20 protein-coding genes are annotated in these 20,485 nt (G+C 64.9%); 16 read left to right on the forward strand and 4 right to left on the reverse strand.

Features of this window, described 5'->3' with window-relative positions:
- The first annotated feature begins 163 nt into the window (after window positions 1–163).
- Entirely contained in the window at window positions 164–1,051 is an 888-nt protein-coding gene (locus ABT375_RS21895) for a LysR family transcriptional regulator (protein ID WP_416465277.1), read from the forward strand.
- Window positions 1,052–1,055: 4 nt separating this feature from the next.
- Here ABT375_RS21895 and ABT375_RS21900 read toward each other — a convergent pair whose 3' ends face one another.
- Together ABT375_RS21900 and ABT375_RS21905 are read right to left on the reverse strand one after the other, a co-directional pair.
- Window positions 1,056–1,616 (reverse strand): MarR family winged helix-turn-helix transcriptional regulator, encoded by a 561-nt coding sequence (locus tag ABT375_RS21900; protein ID WP_416465279.1) that lies wholly within the window; start codon window positions 1,614–1,616, stop codon window positions 1,056–1,058.
- Window positions 1,617–1,677: 61 nt separating this feature from the next.
- Window positions 1,678–2,073: a nuclear transport factor 2 family protein gene (locus ABT375_RS21905; protein ID WP_261937015.1), complete on the reverse strand. Its 396-nt coding sequence runs from the start codon at window positions 2,071–2,073 to the stop codon at window positions 1,678–1,680.
- A gap of 122 nt (window positions 2,074–2,195) precedes the next feature.
- Here ABT375_RS21905 and ABT375_RS21910 point away from each other — a divergent pair, with 122 nt between their 5' ends.
- From ABT375_RS21910 to ABT375_RS21920, 3 genes are read left to right on the forward strand one after another with little or no spacing between them, the layout of a single operon-like run.
- Window positions 2,196–2,585, forward strand: coding sequence for an ester cyclase (locus ABT375_RS21910; protein WP_416465281.1), 390 nt, complete (start codon window positions 2,196–2,198; stop codon window positions 2,583–2,585).
- A gap of 14 nt (window positions 2,586–2,599) precedes the next feature.
- Window positions 2,600–3,349: an SDR family oxidoreductase gene (locus ABT375_RS21915; RefSeq protein ID WP_416465283.1), complete on the forward strand. Its 750-nt coding sequence runs from the start codon at window positions 2,600–2,602 to the stop codon at window positions 3,347–3,349.
- Between the two features lie 33 nt (window positions 3,350–3,382).
- Entirely contained in the window at window positions 3,383–3,886 is a 504-nt protein-coding gene (locus ABT375_RS21920) for a DUF3237 domain-containing protein (protein WP_416465285.1), read from the forward strand.
- Between the two features lie 85 nt (window positions 3,887–3,971).
- Here ABT375_RS21920 and ABT375_RS21925 read toward each other — a convergent pair whose 3' ends face one another.
- Both ABT375_RS21925 and ABT375_RS21930 read right to left on the reverse strand, forming a co-directional pair.
- A complete protein-coding gene (locus tag ABT375_RS21925; RefSeq protein ID WP_416465902.1) occupies window positions 3,972–6,101 on the reverse strand; it encodes an acetate--CoA ligase family protein in 2,130 nt (709 codons plus the stop codon).
- A gap of 121 nt (window positions 6,102–6,222) precedes the next feature.
- Entirely contained in the window at window positions 6,223–6,669 is a 447-nt protein-coding gene (locus ABT375_RS21930) for a MarR family winged helix-turn-helix transcriptional regulator (RefSeq protein WP_224550867.1), read from the reverse strand.
- A gap of 132 nt (window positions 6,670–6,801) precedes the next feature.
- Between ABT375_RS21930 and ABT375_RS21935 the strand changes: the two genes are divergently transcribed.
- From ABT375_RS21935 to ABT375_RS21990, 12 genes are all read left to right on the forward strand, one after another.
- On the forward strand, window positions 6,802–8,220 hold the full coding sequence (locus ABT375_RS21935) for an aldehyde dehydrogenase family protein (RefSeq protein ID WP_416465287.1): 1,419 nt from the start codon (window positions 6,802–6,804) through the stop codon (window positions 8,218–8,220).
- Between the two features lie 242 nt (window positions 8,221–8,462).
- Window positions 8,463–9,152: a DUF4198 domain-containing protein gene (locus ABT375_RS21940; RefSeq protein ID WP_416465904.1), complete on the forward strand. Its 690-nt coding sequence runs from the start codon at window positions 8,463–8,465 to the stop codon at window positions 9,150–9,152.
- A gap of 24 nt (window positions 9,153–9,176) precedes the next feature.
- Window positions 9,177–9,572 carry a hypothetical protein gene (locus tag ABT375_RS21945; RefSeq protein ID WP_224550870.1) on the forward strand — a complete coding sequence of 132 codons (396 nt, stop codon included), beginning with the start codon at window positions 9,177–9,179 and terminating at the stop codon, window positions 9,570–9,572.
- Between the two features lie 4 nt (window positions 9,573–9,576).
- A complete protein-coding gene (locus ABT375_RS21950; protein WP_416465289.1) occupies window positions 9,577–10,305 on the forward strand; it encodes a HupE/UreJ family protein in 729 nt (242 codons plus the stop codon).
- Window position 10,306: 1 nt separating this feature from the next.
- Entirely contained in the window at window positions 10,307–10,918 is a 612-nt protein-coding gene (locus ABT375_RS21955) for a hypothetical protein (protein WP_224550872.1), read from the forward strand.
- A gap of 23 nt (window positions 10,919–10,941) precedes the next feature.
- Window positions 10,942–12,156, forward strand: a complete 1,215-nt coding sequence (locus ABT375_RS21960) for a DUF1624 domain-containing protein (RefSeq protein ID WP_261937020.1) — start codon at window positions 10,942–10,944, stop codon at window positions 12,154–12,156.
- A gap of 329 nt (window positions 12,157–12,485) precedes the next feature.
- Window positions 12,486–14,657 carry a TonB-dependent siderophore receptor gene (locus ABT375_RS21965; protein ID WP_416465292.1) on the forward strand — a complete coding sequence of 724 codons (2,172 nt, stop codon included), beginning with the start codon at window positions 12,486–12,488 and terminating at the stop codon, window positions 14,655–14,657.
- A gap of 108 nt (window positions 14,658–14,765) precedes the next feature.
- A complete protein-coding gene (locus tag ABT375_RS21970; protein WP_416465294.1) occupies window positions 14,766–15,806 on the forward strand; it encodes a PepSY-associated TM helix domain-containing protein in 1,041 nt (346 codons plus the stop codon).
- Window positions 15,803–16,729 (forward strand): 2-hydroxyacid dehydrogenase, encoded by a 927-nt coding sequence (locus ABT375_RS21975; RefSeq protein WP_416465296.1) that lies wholly within the window; start codon window positions 15,803–15,805, stop codon window positions 16,727–16,729. The genes ABT375_RS21970 and ABT375_RS21975 overlap by 4 nt, the downstream gene beginning before the upstream one ends.
- A 238-nt stretch (window positions 16,730–16,967) precedes the next feature.
- Entirely contained in the window at window positions 16,968–17,636 is a 669-nt protein-coding gene (locus tag ABT375_RS21980) for a haloacid dehalogenase type II (RefSeq protein WP_224550877.1), read from the forward strand.
- 7 nt (window positions 17,637–17,643) lie between these two features.
- Window positions 17,644–18,927, forward strand: a complete 1,284-nt coding sequence (locus tag ABT375_RS21985; protein ID WP_416465298.1) for an NAD(P)/FAD-dependent oxidoreductase — start codon at window positions 17,644–17,646, stop codon at window positions 18,925–18,927.
- Window positions 18,927–20,468, forward strand: coding sequence for an ABC transporter substrate-binding protein (locus ABT375_RS21990; protein ID WP_416465300.1), 1,542 nt, complete (start codon window positions 18,927–18,929; stop codon window positions 20,466–20,468). The genes ABT375_RS21985 and ABT375_RS21990 overlap by 1 nt, the downstream gene beginning before the upstream one ends.
- Window positions 20,469–20,485 lie beyond the last annotated feature (17 nt).

The raw sequence follows: 20,485 nt of genomic DNA on the forward strand, positions 1-20,485 counted from the left end.
GTCTACTCCCGAATTGGTCCGATAATCGGAAAATCCTGTGCCCGATCGGCAGGGGCCCGTGCAAGCCCGCGCCGTGCGGCGGTGGTGTCGCCCGCTCTAGCAATATCCCGCCTGCGCGATAAGAAAGCATTTGCGGGATTCATTATTTCTGGAGTGGGACAATATGCACCGCTGGGAAGGCATAGACGAGTTCGTCGCGATCGCAGCCGCGGGCAGTTTCAAGGCGGGCGCCGAGGCGCTGGGCCTGTCGACCACCCATATGAGCCGCGCCATCGCTGCGCTGGAGGCGCGGGTGCAGGCGCCTTTGTTCCACCGCACAACCCGGACGGTGCGGCTGACCGATACGGGCCGGGTCTTTTTCGACCATTGCAGCCGGATCGTCGCCGAGCGAGACGAGGCGATCGCGATGATCAGCGAGGGCGGCGAGCCGCAGGGGGACATTCGCATCACCTGCTCCACCGCTATGGGCGAGCGCTTCATCGCGCCGATCGTGCGGCGCTATGCCTCCAGCCATGCCAAGCTGCGGATCAGCATCGACCTGACCAACCGGCTGGTCGACCTGGTGGGCGAGGGCTATGACCTGGCCATCCGCACCGGGGAGCTGGCGGAATCGCGGCTGATCGGCACCCGGATCGCCTCGCGGCGGCTCCATACCTGCGCCGCGCCCGCCTATCTCGACCGGCAGGGCCGGCCCGGCAAACCCGGCGACCTGTCGCGGCACGAATGCCTGGTCGGCACGTCGCCGCTGTGGCGGTTCCGGCGGGGCGGGCGGGCGGAGAGCATCCGGCCCAAGGGGCGGTGGCGCTGCAACAGCGGCGGCGCGGTGGCGGAGGCCGCGATTGCGGGCATGGGGGTATGCCAGTTACCCGAATTCTACCTGCTGCCCCACATCGCATCGGGCGCGCTGGAGGAAGTGCTGGACGATTTCCGACCCGATGACGAACCGATCTGGGCGGTCTATCCGCAGCGTCGCCATCTGCTGCCCAAGATCAGCGGGCTGCTGGACCTGTTGCGGGCCGAACTGCCCGCCGCGCTGGCGCGGCAGGCCTGAACGATCAGGCCGTCGGCTCGTCGTCGCCGTCGGGCCGGGTGAATTCGAGGAACCGGCTGTTGCCGCTGTCGTCGGTGGCTTCGAGCGTGTCGACCAGCGTGTCGAGATACTGGTTGAGCATGTCGACCTCCTGCCCTGCCAGCGCCGAGACGAGATAGGTCGCCACCTTGTCCGTCTGCGGGCGCATCAGGCCGTAGAGGCGCTGCCCCTCGTCGGTCAGGATCAGCGTCTTGCGCCGCTTGTTGCCGGGGTCGCGCTCGACCGCGATGCGGCCATGCTTTTGCAGCGCGGCGACCGCGCGGGAGACGCTCATCGGATTGACTCCGGTCATTTCGGCCAGCTCATGGCTCGCCGAATTGGGGTGGCGCCCGATCAGCATCAGCAGGCGAAATTCATTGAGGCTGATCTTGTAGCGATGTTCCAGATAGGTGGAGAAAGGCGCCATCAGCTTGTTCGCCAGCCGCAGCACGCGGTGGAGCGTGTCCGCCGGGCTGGCTTCGGCAGCGCGCGGCCGCGGCGACTTGGAGGACGCGGACGGTTTCCGGGGCGGGCTGCTGTTCGACATGGTCTTCCGATAGGGCATCTGGCGGTGGTGAAGTCAAGCCATGCGTGGTGCGGCAGGTCACTCAGCCGACAATCGCGCAGCCGACGCTGGTGAATTTGCCGTCGGCGACATGATAATGGATATATTGGCGCATTTCCTGGACTTGGCCCTTCGCGATCGGGGCGAACTGGTCCAGCCCCTGCGCCGCCAGCGCAGCGGCGTCGAGATCCTTGACGCCTTCGACCCGGATGATCCCTTCGAGCGCGACCAGATCGGCGCTGGACGCGAAACGCTCGATCGTGAGCGTTTCGATGACATGGGCGTGGAGAAAGCCGTAGAAGCGCTTGAACGCTTCGCGGCTGCCGAGGTCCACGCCGAAGAAGCGGATGCTGGCGCCCGGCGCGTAGAAATCGAACACCGTGTCATAGTCCCGGTCGTTGAACGCCTGCGCATAGCGATCGTAATCGGCGCGTTCCATCGCCCTCTCCTCTTGTCCGAAGGGGCGGGATTTTTCCCCTGCCCGCTTGCCCTTTTAATAACGATCGTTATCGTAAGGGCAAAGGGCGGATCGACGCCAGCGAAAAATGCAGGGAGAGGGTGATGAGCTATAGTGCGCAGGAACAGCGCAACCTGGATCTGGTGCAGGCGATGTTCGACCATGTGCTGATCCCGATGGACGGCGACGCCGCCGGCCGCTTCATCGCGGCGGACTATATCCAGCATAACCAGTGGGTCGATACCGGGCTGGAACCGCTGAAAGCCTTTCTGCGCAAGGTGCGCGCGGAGAATCCCGATGCGGTGCATGATATCAAACGGCGCTTTGCCGATGGCGACCATGTGGTCGTCCATTATCATGTGCGGCGGTGGGCAGGCGATACCGGCTTTGCGGTGATGGACATCTTCCGCATCGAAGGCGACAGGATCGTCGAGCATTGGGACGTGGTGCAGGATGTGCCGGCCGACAGCCCCAATCCCCATTCCCCCTTTTGAACCGGGAGGCAGCGATGCGATTCAAGGATAAGATCGTGCTGGTCGTGGGCGGCAATAGCGGCATCGGCCTGGCGAGCGCGCAGGCCTTCGCGACGGAGGGCGCGACGGTGCGGATCAGCGGGCGCGACCAGGCGACGATCGATGCGGCGGTGGCCGGGATCGCGGGCGCAAGGGGCTATCGCGCGGACATCGCCGATCTGGACGCGATGGAGGCGGTGATCGGCGACATCGCGGCGCAGGACGGGCGGATCGATACGCTGTTCGTCAATGCAGGCGTGGGTGGCTTCGCGCCTTTCCGCGACCTGACGCCCGACGACTGGGACCATGTCCATGGCGTCAACCTGCGCGGCTGCGTGTTCGCCATCCAGAAGGCGTTGCGGCTGATGGGCCGGGGCGGGTCGGTCGTAGCGACGGGATCCATCGGCGGCCATGCCTTCGTGCCGGGCAATACCGCCTATGCAGCGGCCAAGGGCGGGCTGTATGCGGCGCTCAAGGTCATTGCGGGCGAACTGGTGGGTGAAGGCATTCGCGTCAACCTGGTCAGCCCCGGTCCGATCGAAACGCCGCTGCTGCACCGCAATCCGGGCATGAGCGAGGCCGATGTGGAGGCCATGCGCGAGGCGATGATCGCGGCGGTGCCGATGCAGCGCATAGGCCGGGCGGAGGAAGTCGCGCGTGCCGTTCTGTTCCTGGCTTCGGAGGAAGCCAGTTTTATCACCGCCGCCAATCTGTTCGTGGATGGCGGGACGCTGGAATTAGGGTGATTGGGGAATTAGGGTGATTGGGGAGTTGGGTTGATGGAAAATCTGTTTTCGACGCTGGACAATCCGCGTCTGGAATTCGCAATGGAGGTGCGGCTGCAATTTCCGCGGGTTCAGACCATCGTGAATACGCCGATGGGCGGCAATCGCAGCGCCGTCTATGTCGATGGCGGGACGTTCGAGGGACCGCGGATCAGGGGCAAGGCGGTGCCGGGGTCGGGCGGCGACTATGCCTATTTCCGGCCCGACGACGTCGCTGTGTTCAACGCCCGCTACATGCTGGAGGAAGAGGATGGCACGCTGATCCTGCTCAATAATCGGGGTTTCCTGTGGGGGCGCAAGCCCGACACGATGGCGCGCCTGCGCGACTGGGCGTTCGGCGACGGCGAGCCGGTGGAGCAGCAGGATTATTATCTGCGCGGCAATCCCAGTTTCGAATGCCCGGTCGGCAAGCATGACTGGCTGACCAAGCATGTGTTCATTGGCGTGGGCGAGCGGCGCGCGGACGGGAATGTGCTGCGCTATTATGCGCTGACGTAAAAAACCCGTTCGCTTCGCGCGTGTCGAGAAGCGGCTGACGTGGCGCGTCACATTTCTCGACTTCGCTCGAAACGAACGGAGGGGGTTATAGGGAAATCAGCGCGTCCAGGGCGATGGCGCCCTGCCCCGCCGGATAGACGATCACCGGGTTGAGATCGACTTCGCGGATGGCCGGCGTGGCGGCGACCATCTGGCCCAGGCGCTGGACCATGTCGGCGACCGCGCCGATGTCCATCGCCGGGGCGCCGCGGAAGCCGTCGAGCAAAGGCGCCATGCGCAGCGTGCGGATCTGCGCGATGATCGCGTCGCGGGTCAGGTCGGGCGGGAGCAGGCAGACATCGTGCAGCAATTCGGCCGCGACGCCGCCGAAGCCGACGAGGATGGTCGGTCCCCAATGCGGATCGTTGCGCGCGCCCACGATGAGTTCGACGCCCTTCGCCGCCATCCCCTCCACCAGTACGCCGTCGAGTTCGAGGCCAGGGCGCGAGGCGGCGAGATTGGCCATCAGCCGGTCCCAGCCGGCCGCCACGGCTTGCGGGTCGGCCAGGTTGATGATGACGCCGCCCGCATCGCTCTTGTGCGGTAGTTCGGGGGACTGGGCCTTCAAGACCACCGGATAGCCGAGGCGATCGGCGGCGGCGACGGCTTCGGCCGCGCTCTGGGCCAATTCGAAGGCGGGGAAGGCGATGCCCTGCGCGCCCATGATGGCCTTCGACCGATGTTCGGGGATGCTGCTGCCGACCTGCGCCAGATCGGCGATCGGATCGGCGGCGAGCGGGGCCACCTGCTCGTCGCGCTGACGATGGGCGGCGATGCGGGCAAGCGCGCGCAGCGTGCGTTCGGCGGTGGGCAGATAGGTGACGCCGGCCGCCCGCAGCGCGGCGAGATCGTCGGCGAAGACGCCGCCGCCTTCATCGACGCCGCCGACGATGACCGGCTTCGTCTCGCCGATCGCCTGAAGCGCGTCGAGAACCGCCTTGAACTTGATGTGCGACGTGCCGGTATCGGTCTGGATCAGGGTGAGGAGGATCGTGCCGATCCGGTCGTCCTGCGCCAGCGCGGCCAGCGTGCGGCCATAAAGGCCGGGATCGACCAGCCCCTGGGCGGTGATGTCCATCGGATTGGTCACGGGGACGAAATCGGGCAGAGCCGCGCGCAGCGCCGGGCTGTCGGCATCGGTCAGTTTCGGCAGGTCGAGCGCGACCGCTTCGGCCAGGTCGAGCATCATCGCCTTGAACGCGCCGGATTCGGCGATGACGCCGGTCCCGCCGATCCCGGCATCAGGCGAGCGGGCGAGGATTTCGACGATGTCGCCCAGTTCCTCCAGCGAGTCCGCCAGGATAACGCCGGCGCGCTGGACATGAACGGCCATGACCGCATGGTCGCCCGCCATCGCGCCGGTATGGGTTGCGGCGCTTTCCGCGCCCGCGGCGCTGCGGCCGGGGTGGAGCAGCACGACGGCCTTGCCCGCGTCGCGGGCGGCCCGGGCGGCGGCGAGGAAACGGGCGGGATCGCGCACATGTTCGGCGATGAGGGCGATGACGGCGGTGTCGGGCTGATCGACCAGATAGGCCAGATAATCCTCGATCCCGCTGGCCGCTTCATTGCCGGTGGAGATGTAGCAGTTCAAGGGCACGTCGCGATGGATCATGGTCGTCGCCAGCACGGCGGCCATCGCGCCCGACTGCGAGACGATGCCGACACGGCGATCGCCCTGCGCCTTCGCCTCCGGCATTTCGATAAAGGTCAGCGAGACATTGTCGCGGAAATTGACGAGGCCGAGGCAATTCGGCCCCTCCACCACCATGCCGCTTTCGCGGGCGATGCGGGCGATGGCCTGCTGGTCGGCCAGGCCCTGCGGCCCGTCCTCGGCAAAGCCGGCGGAGAAGATGACGGCGGCGCGCACGCCGCGGCGGGCGAGGCCGCGCATCGTGTCCAGCACGCCGGCACGCGGGATGGCGAGAACAGCGACATGGACACCTTCCGGCAGGTCATCGACCGACGCGACGCAGGGCCGCCCGCCAATCTCCGTGCGCTTGGGATTGACCAGATGGATGTCTCCGTCGAAACCCTGCCGCACGAGGTTGGCCAATACCGATGCGCCCAGCGCGCCGGGCTTGTCCGAGGCGCCGACGATCGCGACCGAGCGGGGACGCAGCAGGCAATCCAGCGAAGCGGAGGGCAGGCCGTGACCCAGGATTTCCGTTTCATCCATGCAAACAGCTTCGGTCACGCGCATCCATCTCCCCGTTTCGCGCGGCGCTATCGGGTCGAATCGGCCGCCTGGTTCGCGCAGATTGTGCGCCTATGATACATTTTGCGCAAGCCCATGTTGTTCAGCCCTCGTCATCCGATAGGCCCGTCGCAGGCCCGAGCCGGGCCAGCAGGTCGTGCAGGGTCGCCAGTTCGTCGGCGCTCAGCCGCTGCGTCATGCGCGCGTCGGACCGGCGGACCGCAGCGACCATCTTTTCGAGCTGGCGCGCGCCTTCGGGCAGCAAGGCCAGGGCGTTGGTCCGCAAGTCGCGGCCAGGCCGCCGTTCCACGAAGCCCTTGTCGGCCAGGATGTTGACCAGTTTCATCGCGCTCGACCGATTGATGCTGAGCGCGCGACCCAGCGCAGTCTGGTCGCAGCCGGGATTGTCGCGGATCAGGATGAGCGCAGTCATCTTCGCCGGCGACAGGTCGAAATCCGACAGCGCGGCGCGCGCGTCGGTTTCCATCAGCAGATTGGCCCGCTGCACGCGATAGCCGACGAGCGTCTGGAGATCGGCCCCTTGTTTCATCTGTTTCGATACCCTCTTGTCAAAATTGTATCCCAGGCGCACATATACAGGATATAGCCAGCCGCTGCGGAAAGCGATAGCCAAGTGTCCGTCCGGATCGGCCTGCGATAGCCTATATAAGGAGAGCGACTCATGGATCATGAATTTCGGATGCTGATCGACGGCGAACTGACGCCGGGCGCCAGCACGTTCGACGTGGTGAACCCGGCGACGGCAGAATCGTTCGCCGCCTGTCCCAAGGCCGACGAGGCGCTGCTGGAACGCGCGATCGCGGCGGCCAAGCGCGCGCAGCCCGGCTGGGCGGCAACGCCGGTGGAGGAGCGCGCCGCGCTGGTCCTGAAACTGGCCGATGCGCTGGAGGCGCGGATCGGCGAATTCGCCAGCCTGCTGACCGCCGAACAGGGCAAGCCGCTGGACCAGGCCGGTTACGAGATCATGGGCAGCGTCTTCACCCTGCGCGCCTTCGCCGCGATGCGGGTGGAACCCAAGACATTGAAGGACGAGGGCGGCAACAAGGTGATCGAGCATCGCACGCCGCTGGGCGTAGTCGCGTCGATCACGCCCTGGAATTTTCCGCTGATCCTGCTGATGAACAAGCTGGGACCGGCATTGGTGACGGGCAATACGATGGTCGCCAAGCCCGCGCCGACGACGCCGCTGACCACCCTGTTGTTCGGCGAGCTGGCGCAGGCGATCCTGCCGGCGGGCGTGCTGAACATCGTCTGCGACCAGAATGAACTGGGGCCGCTGATGACCGGGCACAAGGATATCGCCAAGGTCGCCTTCACCGGATCGACCGCGACCGGCAAGAAGGTGATGGCCTCCTCCGCCGGAACCGTGAAGCGGGTGACGCTGGAACTGGGCGGCAACGACGCGGCGATCGTGCTGGACGATGTCGACGCGCGTCAGGTGGCCAAGAAGGTCTATCAGGGCGCGATGACCAATGCCGGGCAGATTTGCGTCGCAGTGAAGCGCGCCTATGTCCCCAGCGCGCTGTATGACGATTTCTGCGACGAGTTGGCGAAGCTGGCGAACGAGGCGATCGTCGACGATGGCGCCAAGCAGGGCACGACCATTGGCCCGGTGCAGAACAAGATGCAGTTCGACAAGGTCAGCGCCCTGATCGCCGACGCCAAGACGCGCGGCACGGTGCTGGCGGGCGGCGAGCCGATGGACCGGCCGGGCTACTTCATCGCGCCGACCATCGTGCGCGACCTGCCCGAAGACGCGCCGCTGGTGCAGGAGGAGCAGTTCGGTCCGGTGCTGCCGGTGCAGAAATATGACGATATCGCCGATGTCATCGCCCGCGCCAATGACAGCGACTATGGCCTGGCCGGCACGGTATGGGGCAAGGATGTCGCGCGCGCGACCGCCGTGGCCATGCAGATCGACACCGGCACGGTATGGGTCAACCAGCATCTGGCGATCGACGCCAACATCCCGTTCCGCGGGGTGAAACAATCCGGACTGGGCAGCGAACTGGGCGAGGCGGGCCTGCTGGAATATACCCAGGCGCATATCGTCAACATCGTGGAACTGGCAGACGCCTGACCGTCATCCCGTTGTAACCTGCGAGCATCCTTTTGCAACCTGATAGGGGGCCGGCGACGCATAATGCGTCTTCGGCCCTCTCTTTTTGACATTTTCCACCTAGTCATTCGACATATTCGGAACATTCCATCGTGTGGTCATCATAGCCTCGATCCCAAGGGACCACCCCCTGATCGAGGAGTTCGCACTTGGCTTTTTCTCGCCTCGCCGTTGCCGCCGTCGGCACCGTCACTCTCGCCGCCATGGCCATTCCCGCCAGCGCCCATGGCATCTGGTTCGCGCAGCGCGCGCGCCAACTAGCGCTGATCTACGGCGTGGGCGCGGACGATCTGGACGCGGTCAAGCGGCTGCCGCTGGTCAAGACCGTCACCGGCTATGACAGCGACTGGGCGCCGGTCGCCACTCGCCTGCGCGAAGCCGGCGCCATCCCGGTCGTCGACAGCGACGAACCGGTCGCGGCCGTCGCCGCAGTCATGGACTATGGCTATTGGAGCAAGACGCCCGACGGCGAGTGGCACAACAAGGGCCGCGACGAAGTGCCGACGGCGACGCTGGCCGAGCATAATTTCAAATATGCCGTCCATCTGACCCAGGTGCCGACCAAGCCGGTGCCGCTGTTCGAGGGGCACATGCTCCAGATCGTTCCCGCCGACCTCGCCATCCCCCAGAAGATGGGAGAACCGATGAAGGTGCGCGTCTACTATAAGGGCAAGCCGATCGCGGGTGCGACCGTGATGCAGGATTATGTCAACGATCCCGACGAGGCCGCGCCCGCCAAGACCGGCGCGGACGGCACCGCGACGATCAGGCTGCGCAACCAGGGCATCAATGTGCTGATGGCAATCTATGTCGGCCAGACGAGCGACAAGAAGGTGGACCATGAGGAATATCGCGCCTCCCTGTCCTTCGTCCTGCCGCATCTGCCCGAATAAGCCGCATTTTTCAGGAGATTATCCATGAAGACCGATATGTTCCGCACCGGGTTCCTTGGCGTCAGTCTGGCCGCCTTCGCCCTGATCGCCGCCCCGGCGATGCTGCACGCCCATGGCAGCATGAAACCGCAGCATGGCGGCATGGTCCAGATGACCGGCGAGACGATGATCGAGCTGGTCGCCGGCCCCAAGGGCGTCGATGTCTATCTGAGCGAAGAGGATGAACCGCTGGCGGCCGCCAGCTTCACCGCCAAGCTCACCCAGACGGCCGCAGGCACCAAGACCGAGGCGGCGCTCAAGCCCGCCGGCGGCAACAAGCTGAGCGCAGGGGGCTTCAAGGCCGCCAAGGGCGCCAAGCTGGTGGTCGCGCTGGTCGACAAGAGCGGGGCCAAGAGCTTCGCCACCTTCCAGGCGAAATAAGGCCATGCATAGCGCAACCCGCCCCCCGCTTTTCTCTCCAGGCGTGCGGCGGGTTGCGCTGCTGCTCCTGGGACTGGCCCTCGCCTGCATGAGCGCATCGCTCTGGGCGCATGGCGTCAACGAGAATGACAAGGCCTTCATCGAAGGCGCGTCGGGGATCAACATTATCCCCTATATGTATCTGGGCGCCAAGCATATGGTCACCGGATACGACCATCTGCTGTTCCTGGCGGGCGTCATCTTCTTCCTCTACCGGATGAAGGATGTCGGCGCCTATGTGACGCTGTTCGCGATCGGGCATAGCACGACGCTGCTGCTGGGCGTGCTGCTCGACATCCGCGCCAACCCCTTCCTGATCGACGCGATCATCGGCCTGTCCGTGGTCTACAAGGCGATCGACAATCTGGACGGGTTCAAGACCTGGTTCGGCGTGTCGCCCAATCCCAAGGCGGCGGTGCTGATCTTCGGCTTCTTCCACGGTTTCGGCCTGGCGACCAAGTTGCAGGAGTTGACACTGGCGAAAGATGGAATGATATATAATCTCATAAGCTTCAATGTCGGGGTCGAGCTGGGGCAGTTCATGGCGCTGACGATCATCCTGCTGCTGATGAACCTGTGGCGCCTGTCGCCCAGCTTCAACCGCAGCGCCATCCTCGCCAACGCCGCGCTGATGACCGCCGGCTTCGTCCTCATCGGCTATCAACTGGCCGGCTATTTCACCCAAGGTGCCTGACATGACCATGCAAAGCGCATCCGCCCTCCCACCCCGCATCAGCCCCTCGCCCGCCACCCTCGCCAAGGCGACCGGCGGGGCCGCGCTGGCAGCGATCGCCATCGTCACCCTGTTCGTGCTGCCCGCCGAATATGGCATCGATCCGACGGGCGTCGGCAGCGCCATCGGCCTCAATGGCATGGTGGCCGGCGAAGCGGCCGACTCCGCCCCCGTCCCGGACGCCGCCGCGCCGACCGACGTCGCGATCCCGACCAAGGCGACCATCGCCAAGCCGGCGGCCTGGCGGCAGGATGAAATGACGATCACCCTGGCGCCGCATAGCGGCCAGGAAGTGAAGGCGCATATGACCAAGGGCGACAGTTTCATCTTCACATGGGCATCGACCGGCGGCCCGGTGAAGGCGGAAATGCATGGCGAGAAGGCCGGCGCCACCGACGGGGCGTTCACCGATTACTGGAAGGAACTGGACATGACCGGCGGCCAGGGCGACTTCACCGCGCCGTTCGACGGCACCCATGGCTGGTATTTCCGCAACAAGGGCGAAACGCCCGTCACCGTGACCGTCAAGACGGTCGGTTTCTACAAGGATCTCTTCCTGCCCAAGGGCGAGTGAAGAGGCAGGGAAGGGATAGACAGATGAACAGCATTGCGGCGCAGCCGCCCCTGACAGGCCTGAGCCCCGGCGCGACGTCGCCGGTGGCCGCCGCAAAGGCGCGCACGCGCCTGATCGCCATCGACGCGCTGCGCGGGCTCGTCATGCTGTTCATGCTGGTCGACCATGTCCGCGAGACATGGTTCCTGCATTTGCAGGTCACCGATCCGGTGGACGCCAACACGACCGATCCGGGCCTGTTCTTCACCCGATTCCTGTCGACCTTCTGCGCGCCGACCTTCGTTGCGCTGACGGGCCTGTCCGCCTGGCTCTATGGCCAGTCGCACAGCAAGGCCGAAGTGTCGGCATTCCTGCTGAAACGCGGGCTGTTCCTGATCGTGCTGGAGTTTACCGTGGTCGGCTATGCCTGGCCGACGCAGGCGCCCGCCTTTCCGCCGACGGCGATCTGGCTGCAGGTGATCTGGGCGATCGGGATCAGCATGGTCGCGTTGGCCGCGCTGCTGCACCTGCCCCGCCCGGCGCAGTTCGCGGTCGGCCTGGCGATCGTGTGCCTGCACAATCTGCTCGATCCGATCCGGCTGACGGCGCAGTCGCCCTTCTTCATTCCCTGGGCTATCCTGCACCAGCGGGAAAAGTTCGAGATCGCTGGCACTGTCTTCAAGACCACCTACCCGATCCTGCCCTGGATCGGCGTGATCCTGCTGGGTTACGCCTGCGGTCCCTGGTTCGCGCGCGGCACCGACCCGCAGCCGCGCATCCGACGGCTGGCGATGCTGGGCTTTGGCCTGATCGTCGGTTTCGTCCTGATCCGCTATCTCAACATCTATGGCGACAAGCCCTGGTTCGTCGCGCAAACGCCGCTGCGCACGATGATGAGCTTCCTGGCGCTCACCAAATATCCGCCGTCGCTGCTGTTCCTCATGCCGACGATCGGCACGGGATGTTTGCTGCTCGCGCTGTTCGAACGATATGAGGGCAGTGCGCTGATGCCGAAGCTGGCCCTGCTGGGCGGCGCGCCGATGTTCTATTATGTGCTGCACCTCTATGTGCTCAAGATCATCTACAATGTGGCGCTGGTCCTTTACGGCCCGACCAAGGGCACGGTTTTCGGGGTCGACCATCTGCGCTGGGTGTGGATCTGGGTCTTCATCCTGATCCCGGTCCTCTACTTCCCCACCCGCTGGTTCGCGCAATTGAAGCAGCGCCGCAAGGACATCTGGTGGCTCAAATATCTCTGAAGGCCACAGCCTTCAGACCATATGGCCGCTTTCTCCGGGAAGCGGCCTTTTCCGGGGGTTTTTGCATGATCGAACGCAGCAATCGAACGCAGCATTTTCATGCCGTAGCGCCCCGCGATTCACAATTTTGCGCCGTCCCATGCGCCAAGTTTGACGTAATATATCCGTAACTCAACCTAGCCTTGTCCCAAGAAGAGGTGGTCGAAAACACCCCGTGGGCCGGCCCCGACGACAGGATGCAAACATCCGCGCGGGAAACAAGAAGAAGACCAGCCGGTCCCCGTTTCGCAGGACATTCGGGAACAGCGACTTCATAAGGGGATAGCATCATGCGCACATCATCGGCCCTTCGTCTGGCCTTCGTCGCCAGCACCGCCGCCATCGCACTTTCATCCGCCGCACAGGCCCAGGAACCCGCCGCCCCATCCGCGGACGGCGAAATCGTCGTCACCGGCCTGAAACGCCAATATTTCGGCGACACGCCGGTCAAGGAAATCCCGCAGGCCGTCCAGTTCCTGGAAGGCAAGCTGCTGGACGACCTCAACATCACCCGGCTCGACACCGCGCTGGAACTGGCGAGCGGCGTGTCGAAGCAGAATAATTTCGGCGGCCTTTGGGACAGTTTCGCGATCCGCGGCTTTGCCGGCGACGAGAATTTCCCCAGCGGCTTCCTGGTCAACGGCTTCAACGGCGGCCGCGGCTATGGCGGCCCGCGCGATGCGTCGAACGTCGAGCGGATCGAGGTGCTCAAAGGGCCGAATTCGGCGCTGTTCGGGCGCGGCGAGCCGGGCGGCACGATCAACATCGTGACCAAGAAGCCGACCTTCGAGGAAGGCGGCCACTTCGCCATTGCGGGCGGCAGCTTTGAAACCTACCGGGTCGAGGCCGACTATAATCTGCCGCTGAGCGACAGCGTCGCGGTGCGCATCAATGGATCGTCCGAACAGGCGGAGAGCTTCCGCGACACGGTCGAGACGCAGAAATATACGCTGACCCCGTCCTTCCTGGCGAAGCTGTCCGAGAAGGACATCTTCACCTACGAACTGGAATATGTGAACCAGGAAGTGCCGTTCGAACGCGGCGTGGTCGCGATCCCGACGATCAATGCCGACAAAACGATCAGCTACAAGCTGGGCGCGATTCCCAACAGCCGCTTCCTGGGCAACCCCAATGACGGCCCGACCAAGGTCGAGGTGCTGGGCCATCAGGCGCAATATCAGCATGATTTCAGCGACGACTGGACGCTGATGCTGGGCGCGGGTTACAAGGACACGACATTCAAGGGTTTTTCCAGCGATCCAGAACTCGTCTATAATCTGAATAATCCGATTGCAGGCCGCCAGCGCCTCTATGCTGATGGCCGCACCCTGTCACGCCAGCGTCGATACCGCGATTACAGCACCACCCATATGGTGTTCCGCGGCGAAATCAGCGGCAAGCTGGAGACCGGATCGATCGTCCACAATATCCGCATCGGCGCGGACTGGGACAAGTTCAAGATCAAGACCTTCCAGACCCGCTATCGCCCGAGCGCGGCGGACCAGTCCTATGCGATCGATATCTTCGAACCCAATTACGATATCGTGGCACCCACGCCCACGACCGTCATCCAGAACGCCACCGAGATTCAAAAGGCCTGGGGCATCTATGCCCAGGACCAGATCGAGATCACCGAGCAGTTCAAAATCCGGTTTGGCGGCCGTTATGACGATTTCAGCCAGGACATCGACCTGCGCCTGAACGGCACCAACCCGCGCGCCTCCTACACCAAGTTCAGCCCGATGGCTGGCCTGGTGTTCGAACCGACCCCGAGCGTCTCGCTCTATGCCAGCTACGGCAAGGGCTTCCGCCCCAATAGCGGCGTAGGCTTCGACGGTCAGCCGTTCGCGCCGGAAACCAGCAAATCCTATGAGATCGGCGCCAAGTTCGTGACGCCCGACGGCCGGATCACCAGCACCCTGTCGCTCTACAAGATGAAGAAGGACAATGTGCTGACCACAGACCCGGTCAATGCAGGCTTTTCCAAGCCGGTCGGCGCGGCCGAGAGCAAGGGCGTGGAGTTCGACATGAACGCCAAGCTGCCGGCCGGTTTCGAACTCTTCCTAACCTATGCCTATACCGATGCGGGCTGGGCGACCAACGCGCTCGACCCCAATTTCGCTGCGCCGATCCGCAAGGGCGACCCACTGATCAACATTCCCAAGCATCAGGGCAATGCCTTGTTGTTCAAGAATTTCTCGATCGGCGATCATGAGGCGATGCTGGGTGCGGGCGTGACCCATGTCGGCCGTCGCCTGGGCGAAACCGCGACCACATTCTTCCTGCCGAGCTATACCATCGCCAAGGTGCTGGGGTCGTTCAACATCACCGACCAGATCAAGCTGTCCGCCGATGTGAACAATGTCTTCAACAAGAAATATTATGCCAGCTCCTATGCGGCCTTGTGGATACAGCCGGGCACGCCGCGTCAGTTCACGGTGCGGGCGAGCTTTGACTTCTGACTTTTGACATTCGGGACGCCGCCCTGTCCCGATCGGCCGCCGGCGTTCCTCCCTCCAAGCTCCGGGACGTCGGCGGCCTTTTCTTTTCCTGCCGCATGAGGCGCTCGCATGACCCGGCCGACATGGCTTCGCATCCATCGCATTCTGGGCCTGACCATCGCCGCATTCCTGCTGGTGCAGGCGCTGACCGGCGCGCTGCTGCTCTATCGCGGACCGGCGGCGCGGGCGATCGATCCGACAGGCATGACCAGCCGGGCGATCGGTCCCGCCATCTCCGCCGGCGAAGCGGTGGCGCAGGCGAACCGGACCATGCCGGGCCGGCATGTCGTCCGCCTGTTCGCACCCGACAGAGACGGTGCGACCTGGTTCGCGCAACTGGCGGATGACCAGGGGCGCACCGGCTATGCCTCGATCGATCCGGCCGGTGGCGCAGTGCTGCACGCGGGCGGTATGTCAGCCTTTCCGGTTGAGGCCGCGCTGCAGATCCATTATCGGCTGATGGCGGGCAAGGCCGGCATGGCGATGGTCGCGCTCAACGCGCTGGCGCTGCTGACCATGGCGGCGAGCGGCCTCGCTTTCTGGTGGCCCAAGCGCAACATCGCCAAGGCGCTGACGATCCGCTGGTCGCTGGCCCCGCGGCTGGTGCTGCGGCAGGCGCATCGCACGGTCGGCGTGGTCGCCGCCGCTTTCCTGGTCATGCTCGCCGGAACCGGCCTGCTGCTGATCCTGCCCGAACTGGCCGATGGGAGCGCCGCGCCAGTATCGGTCGTCGCCCCCGCGGCCGCGGTCGACCGCAGCCTGTCGCTGGCGCAGAGCGCCTTTCCCGACAGCGCGCTGCGCGACCTGCGGATCGAGCGCGACCGGCTGATCGTCAATTTCCACGCGCCCGAACGCAATGCGCGCGCGGTGCATCGCGCCATCGTCACCCTGTCCCGGCCGCATATCGTCGGCGCGACGCGCGCCGAGCAAAATGGGGCGCTGTGGATGACGGTGCTGCCGATCCATAGCGGCGATGTGATCGGCCCGGCCGGTCCCGCCATCTTGCTGATTGTCGCGCTGACGCTGGCGGCGCTCGCCCTTTCCGGCCCGATCCTCTGGTGGCAGGCTGCCGCCCAGCGCCGCCGTCCCGTCCGAAAGGCCATGCCATGACCCTGCTCTACACCTCCGATCCCGCGCGCGGCCGCATCTGGCGCGCGATTTTCGCGGAGGACGCGCCGGACATCGGCTTCGTCGATCCGACCCAGCCGCATGATCCCGCCACGATCCGCTACCTCGCCGCCTGGGCGCCCTCGGCCGAACTGATCGCCAGCCTGCCTAAACTGGACGTCCTCTTTTCGATCGGCGCCGGGATCGACCAGTTCGACATGCGCGCGCTGCCGCCTCATGTCCGCGTGGTGCGCATGATCGAGCCGGGGATCGCGGCCGGCATGGTCGAATATGCGACGATGGCGGTGCTGGCGCTGCACCGGAACCTGATCGATTATCGCGAGGCGCAGAAGGACGCGCGCTGGGCGCCGATCAAGCTGGTGCCCGCGGGCGAGCGGCGGATCGGCGTGATGGGGCTGGGCAATCTGGGCCAGGCGGTGTTGCAGGCGTTGCAGCCGTTCGGTTTTGCCCTGTCGGGATGGAGCCGGTCGGCCCATGCGATCGCGGGTGTGCGTTGCCATGCGGGCGAAGAGGCTTTGCCGCGCTTTCTGGCGGGCTGCGACATCCTCCTCTGCCTGTTGCCACTGACCGACGAGACGCGCGGCATTTTGTGCCGGGATCATCTGTCGAAACTGCCCCGCGGTGCGGCGCTCATCAATGTCGGACGCGGCGGACATCTGGTGGAGCATGATCTGCTGTCGTTGCTGGATGACGGGCATCTTTCGGGCGCGGTGCTGGATGTGACCGAGCCGGAGCCACTGCCGGCCGACCATGCTTTCTGGACGCATCCGCGCATCCTGCTGACGCCCCATGTCGCGAGCATGACCCGCCCGGATGGGGCGGCGCGCGCGCTGATCGCCAATATCCGACGCTTTGCTGCCGGCCAGCCGATGGACGGCGAAGTCACGCGCGACCGAGGCTATTGAAGGTGCGACATTCCATGCCGCGCAACTGTCTGCCGCAGGGCTTTTCAGCTATCATCCGGCCATATTCGCACGCACGAAAGCGGCACGGCAAATGATGCCGAATGCCATGCCATAAAAGGCCGGAATCTGCCCCCCGACCCGAGCCAATCGGGTGCATGTTCCGGCCCTGCCATGTCGTAATGCTGTTGTCACACGGCCCCGAGGGCCAATCGTAGAACCCGCAAAGGACGCTCCGCCGATGCCCAATTTCCGGCCCAAATATATCAGCTTCGACTGCTATGGCACGCTGACCCGTTTCCGCATGACCGAGATGGCGACCGCCTTCATGGCCGATCGCATCGATGCGGAAAAACTGCCCGCCTTCTGCAAGGACTGGAGCGCCTATCGCTTCGACCAGGTGATGGGCGATTGGCAACCCTATCAGGAGATCATCCGCAATTCGCTGCGCCGCACCTGCCAGAAATGGGGCGTGGCCTATAATGAGGCCGATGCCGACGCGGTCTATGCCGCCGTTCCGACCTGGGGTCCGCATGACGATGTCGCCGGCGGCCTGTCCAAGATCGGCGACAAGATTCCGCTCGTCATCCTGTCCAACGCAATGAACGAGCAGATCCATCATAATGTCGCCATGCTCGGCGCGCCTTTCCATGCGGTCTATACCGCGCAGATGGCGCAGGCGTACAAGCCTCGGATGCAGGCGTTCGAATATATGTTCGATCAGCTCGGCGCGAACCCGGAGGATATGATGCACGTCTCCTCCAGTTTCCGGTATGACCAGAACACGGCCACCGACCTGCATTTCGGATGCCGCGTGTTCGTGGGTCGCGGCCATGAGCCGTCCAACCCCTTCTATCGCGACGTCGAAATCCCCCATATCGGCTGCCTACCCGCGGTCGTCGGCCTGTAAACCCCGGATGGGCGCCTCTCCCCTCTCCTACTGGCTCGCCAGCGCCCCCGCCTTCACCGGCGGGGCGGAGGGCGCGGTCGAAGGCATGGCGGACGTCGCCATCATCGGCGGTGGCTTTACCGGCCTGTCGGCGGCGCTGGCGCTGACGAAGGGGGGGGGCAGCGTCGTGCTGTTGGAAAAGGGGCGCGTCGTCGGGGAGGCTTCGGGTCGCAACGGAGGCCAGTGCAATAATGGCACGGCTCACGACTATGGCGCGCTCTCCGCCCGTTTCGGCAAGGATGTCGCCAAAGCCTATTATCGCGCCCATTGCGACGCCGTCGATACGGTCGAGCGGCTGGCGCGCGAAGAGGGCATCGATTGCAACTTCAACCGCTGCGGCCGGGTGAAGCTGGCGGCCAAGCCGGCTCATTATGACAAGCTGGTCCGTGCGCATGACCTGCTGACCGCCGAAGTGGACGAGAATGTCCGGCTGGTGCCGCCCGACCGCATCCGTGACGAAGTGGGATCGGATTCTTTCCACGGCGCGCTGATCCAGACGACCAGCGCGCAGGTCCATCCCGGCCGGTTCGGGGTCGGGCTGGCCGAGGCGGCGGCGCGGGCCGGGGCGCGGATTTACGAGCAAGCCGACGTTACCGATTTTCAGCGCGTGCCGCAGGGATGGCGCGTGACGTCGTCGCGCGGGACGGTAACGGCGAAACAATTGCTGGTCGCTACCGGTGGCGCGCCGGCTGTTGGCCCCTTTGGTTTTTTCCGTCGGCGGATCGTGTCGGTCGGCAGCTTCATCATCGCGACGCAGCCGCTGGACGACGCGCTGATCGGCCGGCTGCTGCCGGGACGACGCAACTATGTGACCAGCAAGAATATCGGCAATTATTTTCGGCTGGCGCCCGACAACCGCCTGATCTTCGGCGGGCGTGCGCGCTTTGCGATCAGCGACCCGCGATCGGACGCGAAGAGCGGACTGATCCTGGAGCAGGCGATGGGGGAGATGTTCCCGGCGCTCAAGGGCGTGGGCATCGACCATATATGGGGCGGAATGGTCGACCTGACCGCCGACCGCCTGCCCCGCGCGGGCGAGACGGACGGGCTTTATTATGCGATGGGCTATAGCGGCCATGGCGTGCAGATGGCGACCTATATGGGGCAGCAGATGGCGCGGGTGATGGGCGGCGAGCCGGCCGCCAATCCCTGGGCCGGCCTCGACTGGCCGAGCGTGCCCGGCCATTTCGGCAAGCCCTGGTTCCTGCCGCTGGTGGGCCTGTGGTACAAATGGCAGGATATGATCCATTGATGGACGCGATGTCGCCCTTTTCCCGGCGAGACTTGATCGGCGCGGGCCTTGGCATCGGCGCCGGGCTGCTGCTGCCCGACGGCGCGCTGGCGGCGAGCAGGCCGCGAGTGGGCGGGCGCATCCGTGTCGCCAGCCTGTCCAGCTCGACCGCCGACACGCTGGACCCGGCCAAGGGCGCGCTGTCGACCGACTATGTGCGCCATTATATGTTCTATAGCGGGCTGACCGTGCTGGACCGGCAATTGATCGCACGTCCGGCGCTGGCCGAACGGATGGAAAGCACGGATCAGACCGACTGGCATGTGCGGTTGCGCAAGGGCGTGACCTTCCATGATGGCGCGGACCTGACCGCCGCCGATGTCGTCTGGTCGCTGCTGCGGCACAAGGATGCGGCGGTGGGCTCCAAGATGGCGCAGATCGCCGAGCAATTCGCGCAGGTCAAGGCGACCGGGCGGCATGAGCTGACCATCCGGCTGACCGGGCCCAATGCGGATTTGCCGACCATATTGGCGCAGTCCCATTTCCTGATCCTGCGGGCCGGAACACGCGATTTCCGCACCGCCAACGGCACCGGACCCTATCTGTGCGCGCAGTTCCGGCCCGGCGTGCGGACGCTGGCGCGGCGCAATCCTAACTATTGGAAGCCAGGCAAACCCTATCTGGAGGAGATCGAACTGATCGGCATTCCCGACGAGGTCAGCCGGGTCAATGCGTTGCTGTCGGGTGACGTCCATCTGGTGATCGCGGTCAACCCGCGGTCGACCAAGCGGATCATGGCGTCGCGTGGCCATGCGCTGCTGGAAACGCAGTCGGGCCTCTACACCAACCTCATCATGCAGCAGCGGCAGTTGCCGACCGGCAATCCGCATTTCGTCGCGGCGATGAAATATCTGATCGACCGGCCGCTGATCAAACGGGCGCTCTATCGCGGCTATGCGACGATCGCCAACGATCAGCCGATCCCGCCCTTCCACCCCTATTATCGCGCCGACCTGCCGCAGCGGTCGCTCGACCTGGACAAGGCGAAATGGCATTTGCAGCGCGCGGGCCTGACCGGCGTGCGCCTGCCCGTCTATGCCTCGCCCGCCGCGGACGGATCGGTCGATATGGCGTCGATATTGCAGGAATATGGGTCGCGGGTGGGGTTGAAGCTGGCGGTCAACCGGGTGCCGGCGGACGGCTATTGGTCTACCCACTGGATGAAGCATCCGCTGGGGTTCGGCAACACCAACCCACGTCCGACCGCCGACCTGCTGTTCAGCCTCTTCTATAAATCCGATGCCGCCTGGAACGAGAGCGGATGGCAGAATCCGCGCTTCGACCGGCTGTTGCTGGAGGCGCGGGGCGAAGCCGACCAAGCGCGGCGCAAGCAGCTTTATGGCGAGATGCAGGGGCTGGTCCACGATCATTGCGGCGTCGGCATCCCGGTCTTCATCAGCCTGATCGATGGTTACGACCGGCGGTTGAAGGGGATGTATCCCGTCTCGCTAGGGGGCCTGATGGGCTATCAATTCGCAGAACATATATGGTGGGAAGGCTGATGGCGGGCGCATCCTCC

Source organism: Sphingomonas sp. VDB2 (assembly GCF_047946695.1).
Classification (GTDB): Bacteria; Pseudomonadota; Alphaproteobacteria; order Sphingomonadales; family Sphingomonadaceae; genus Sphingobium; species Sphingobium bisphenolicum.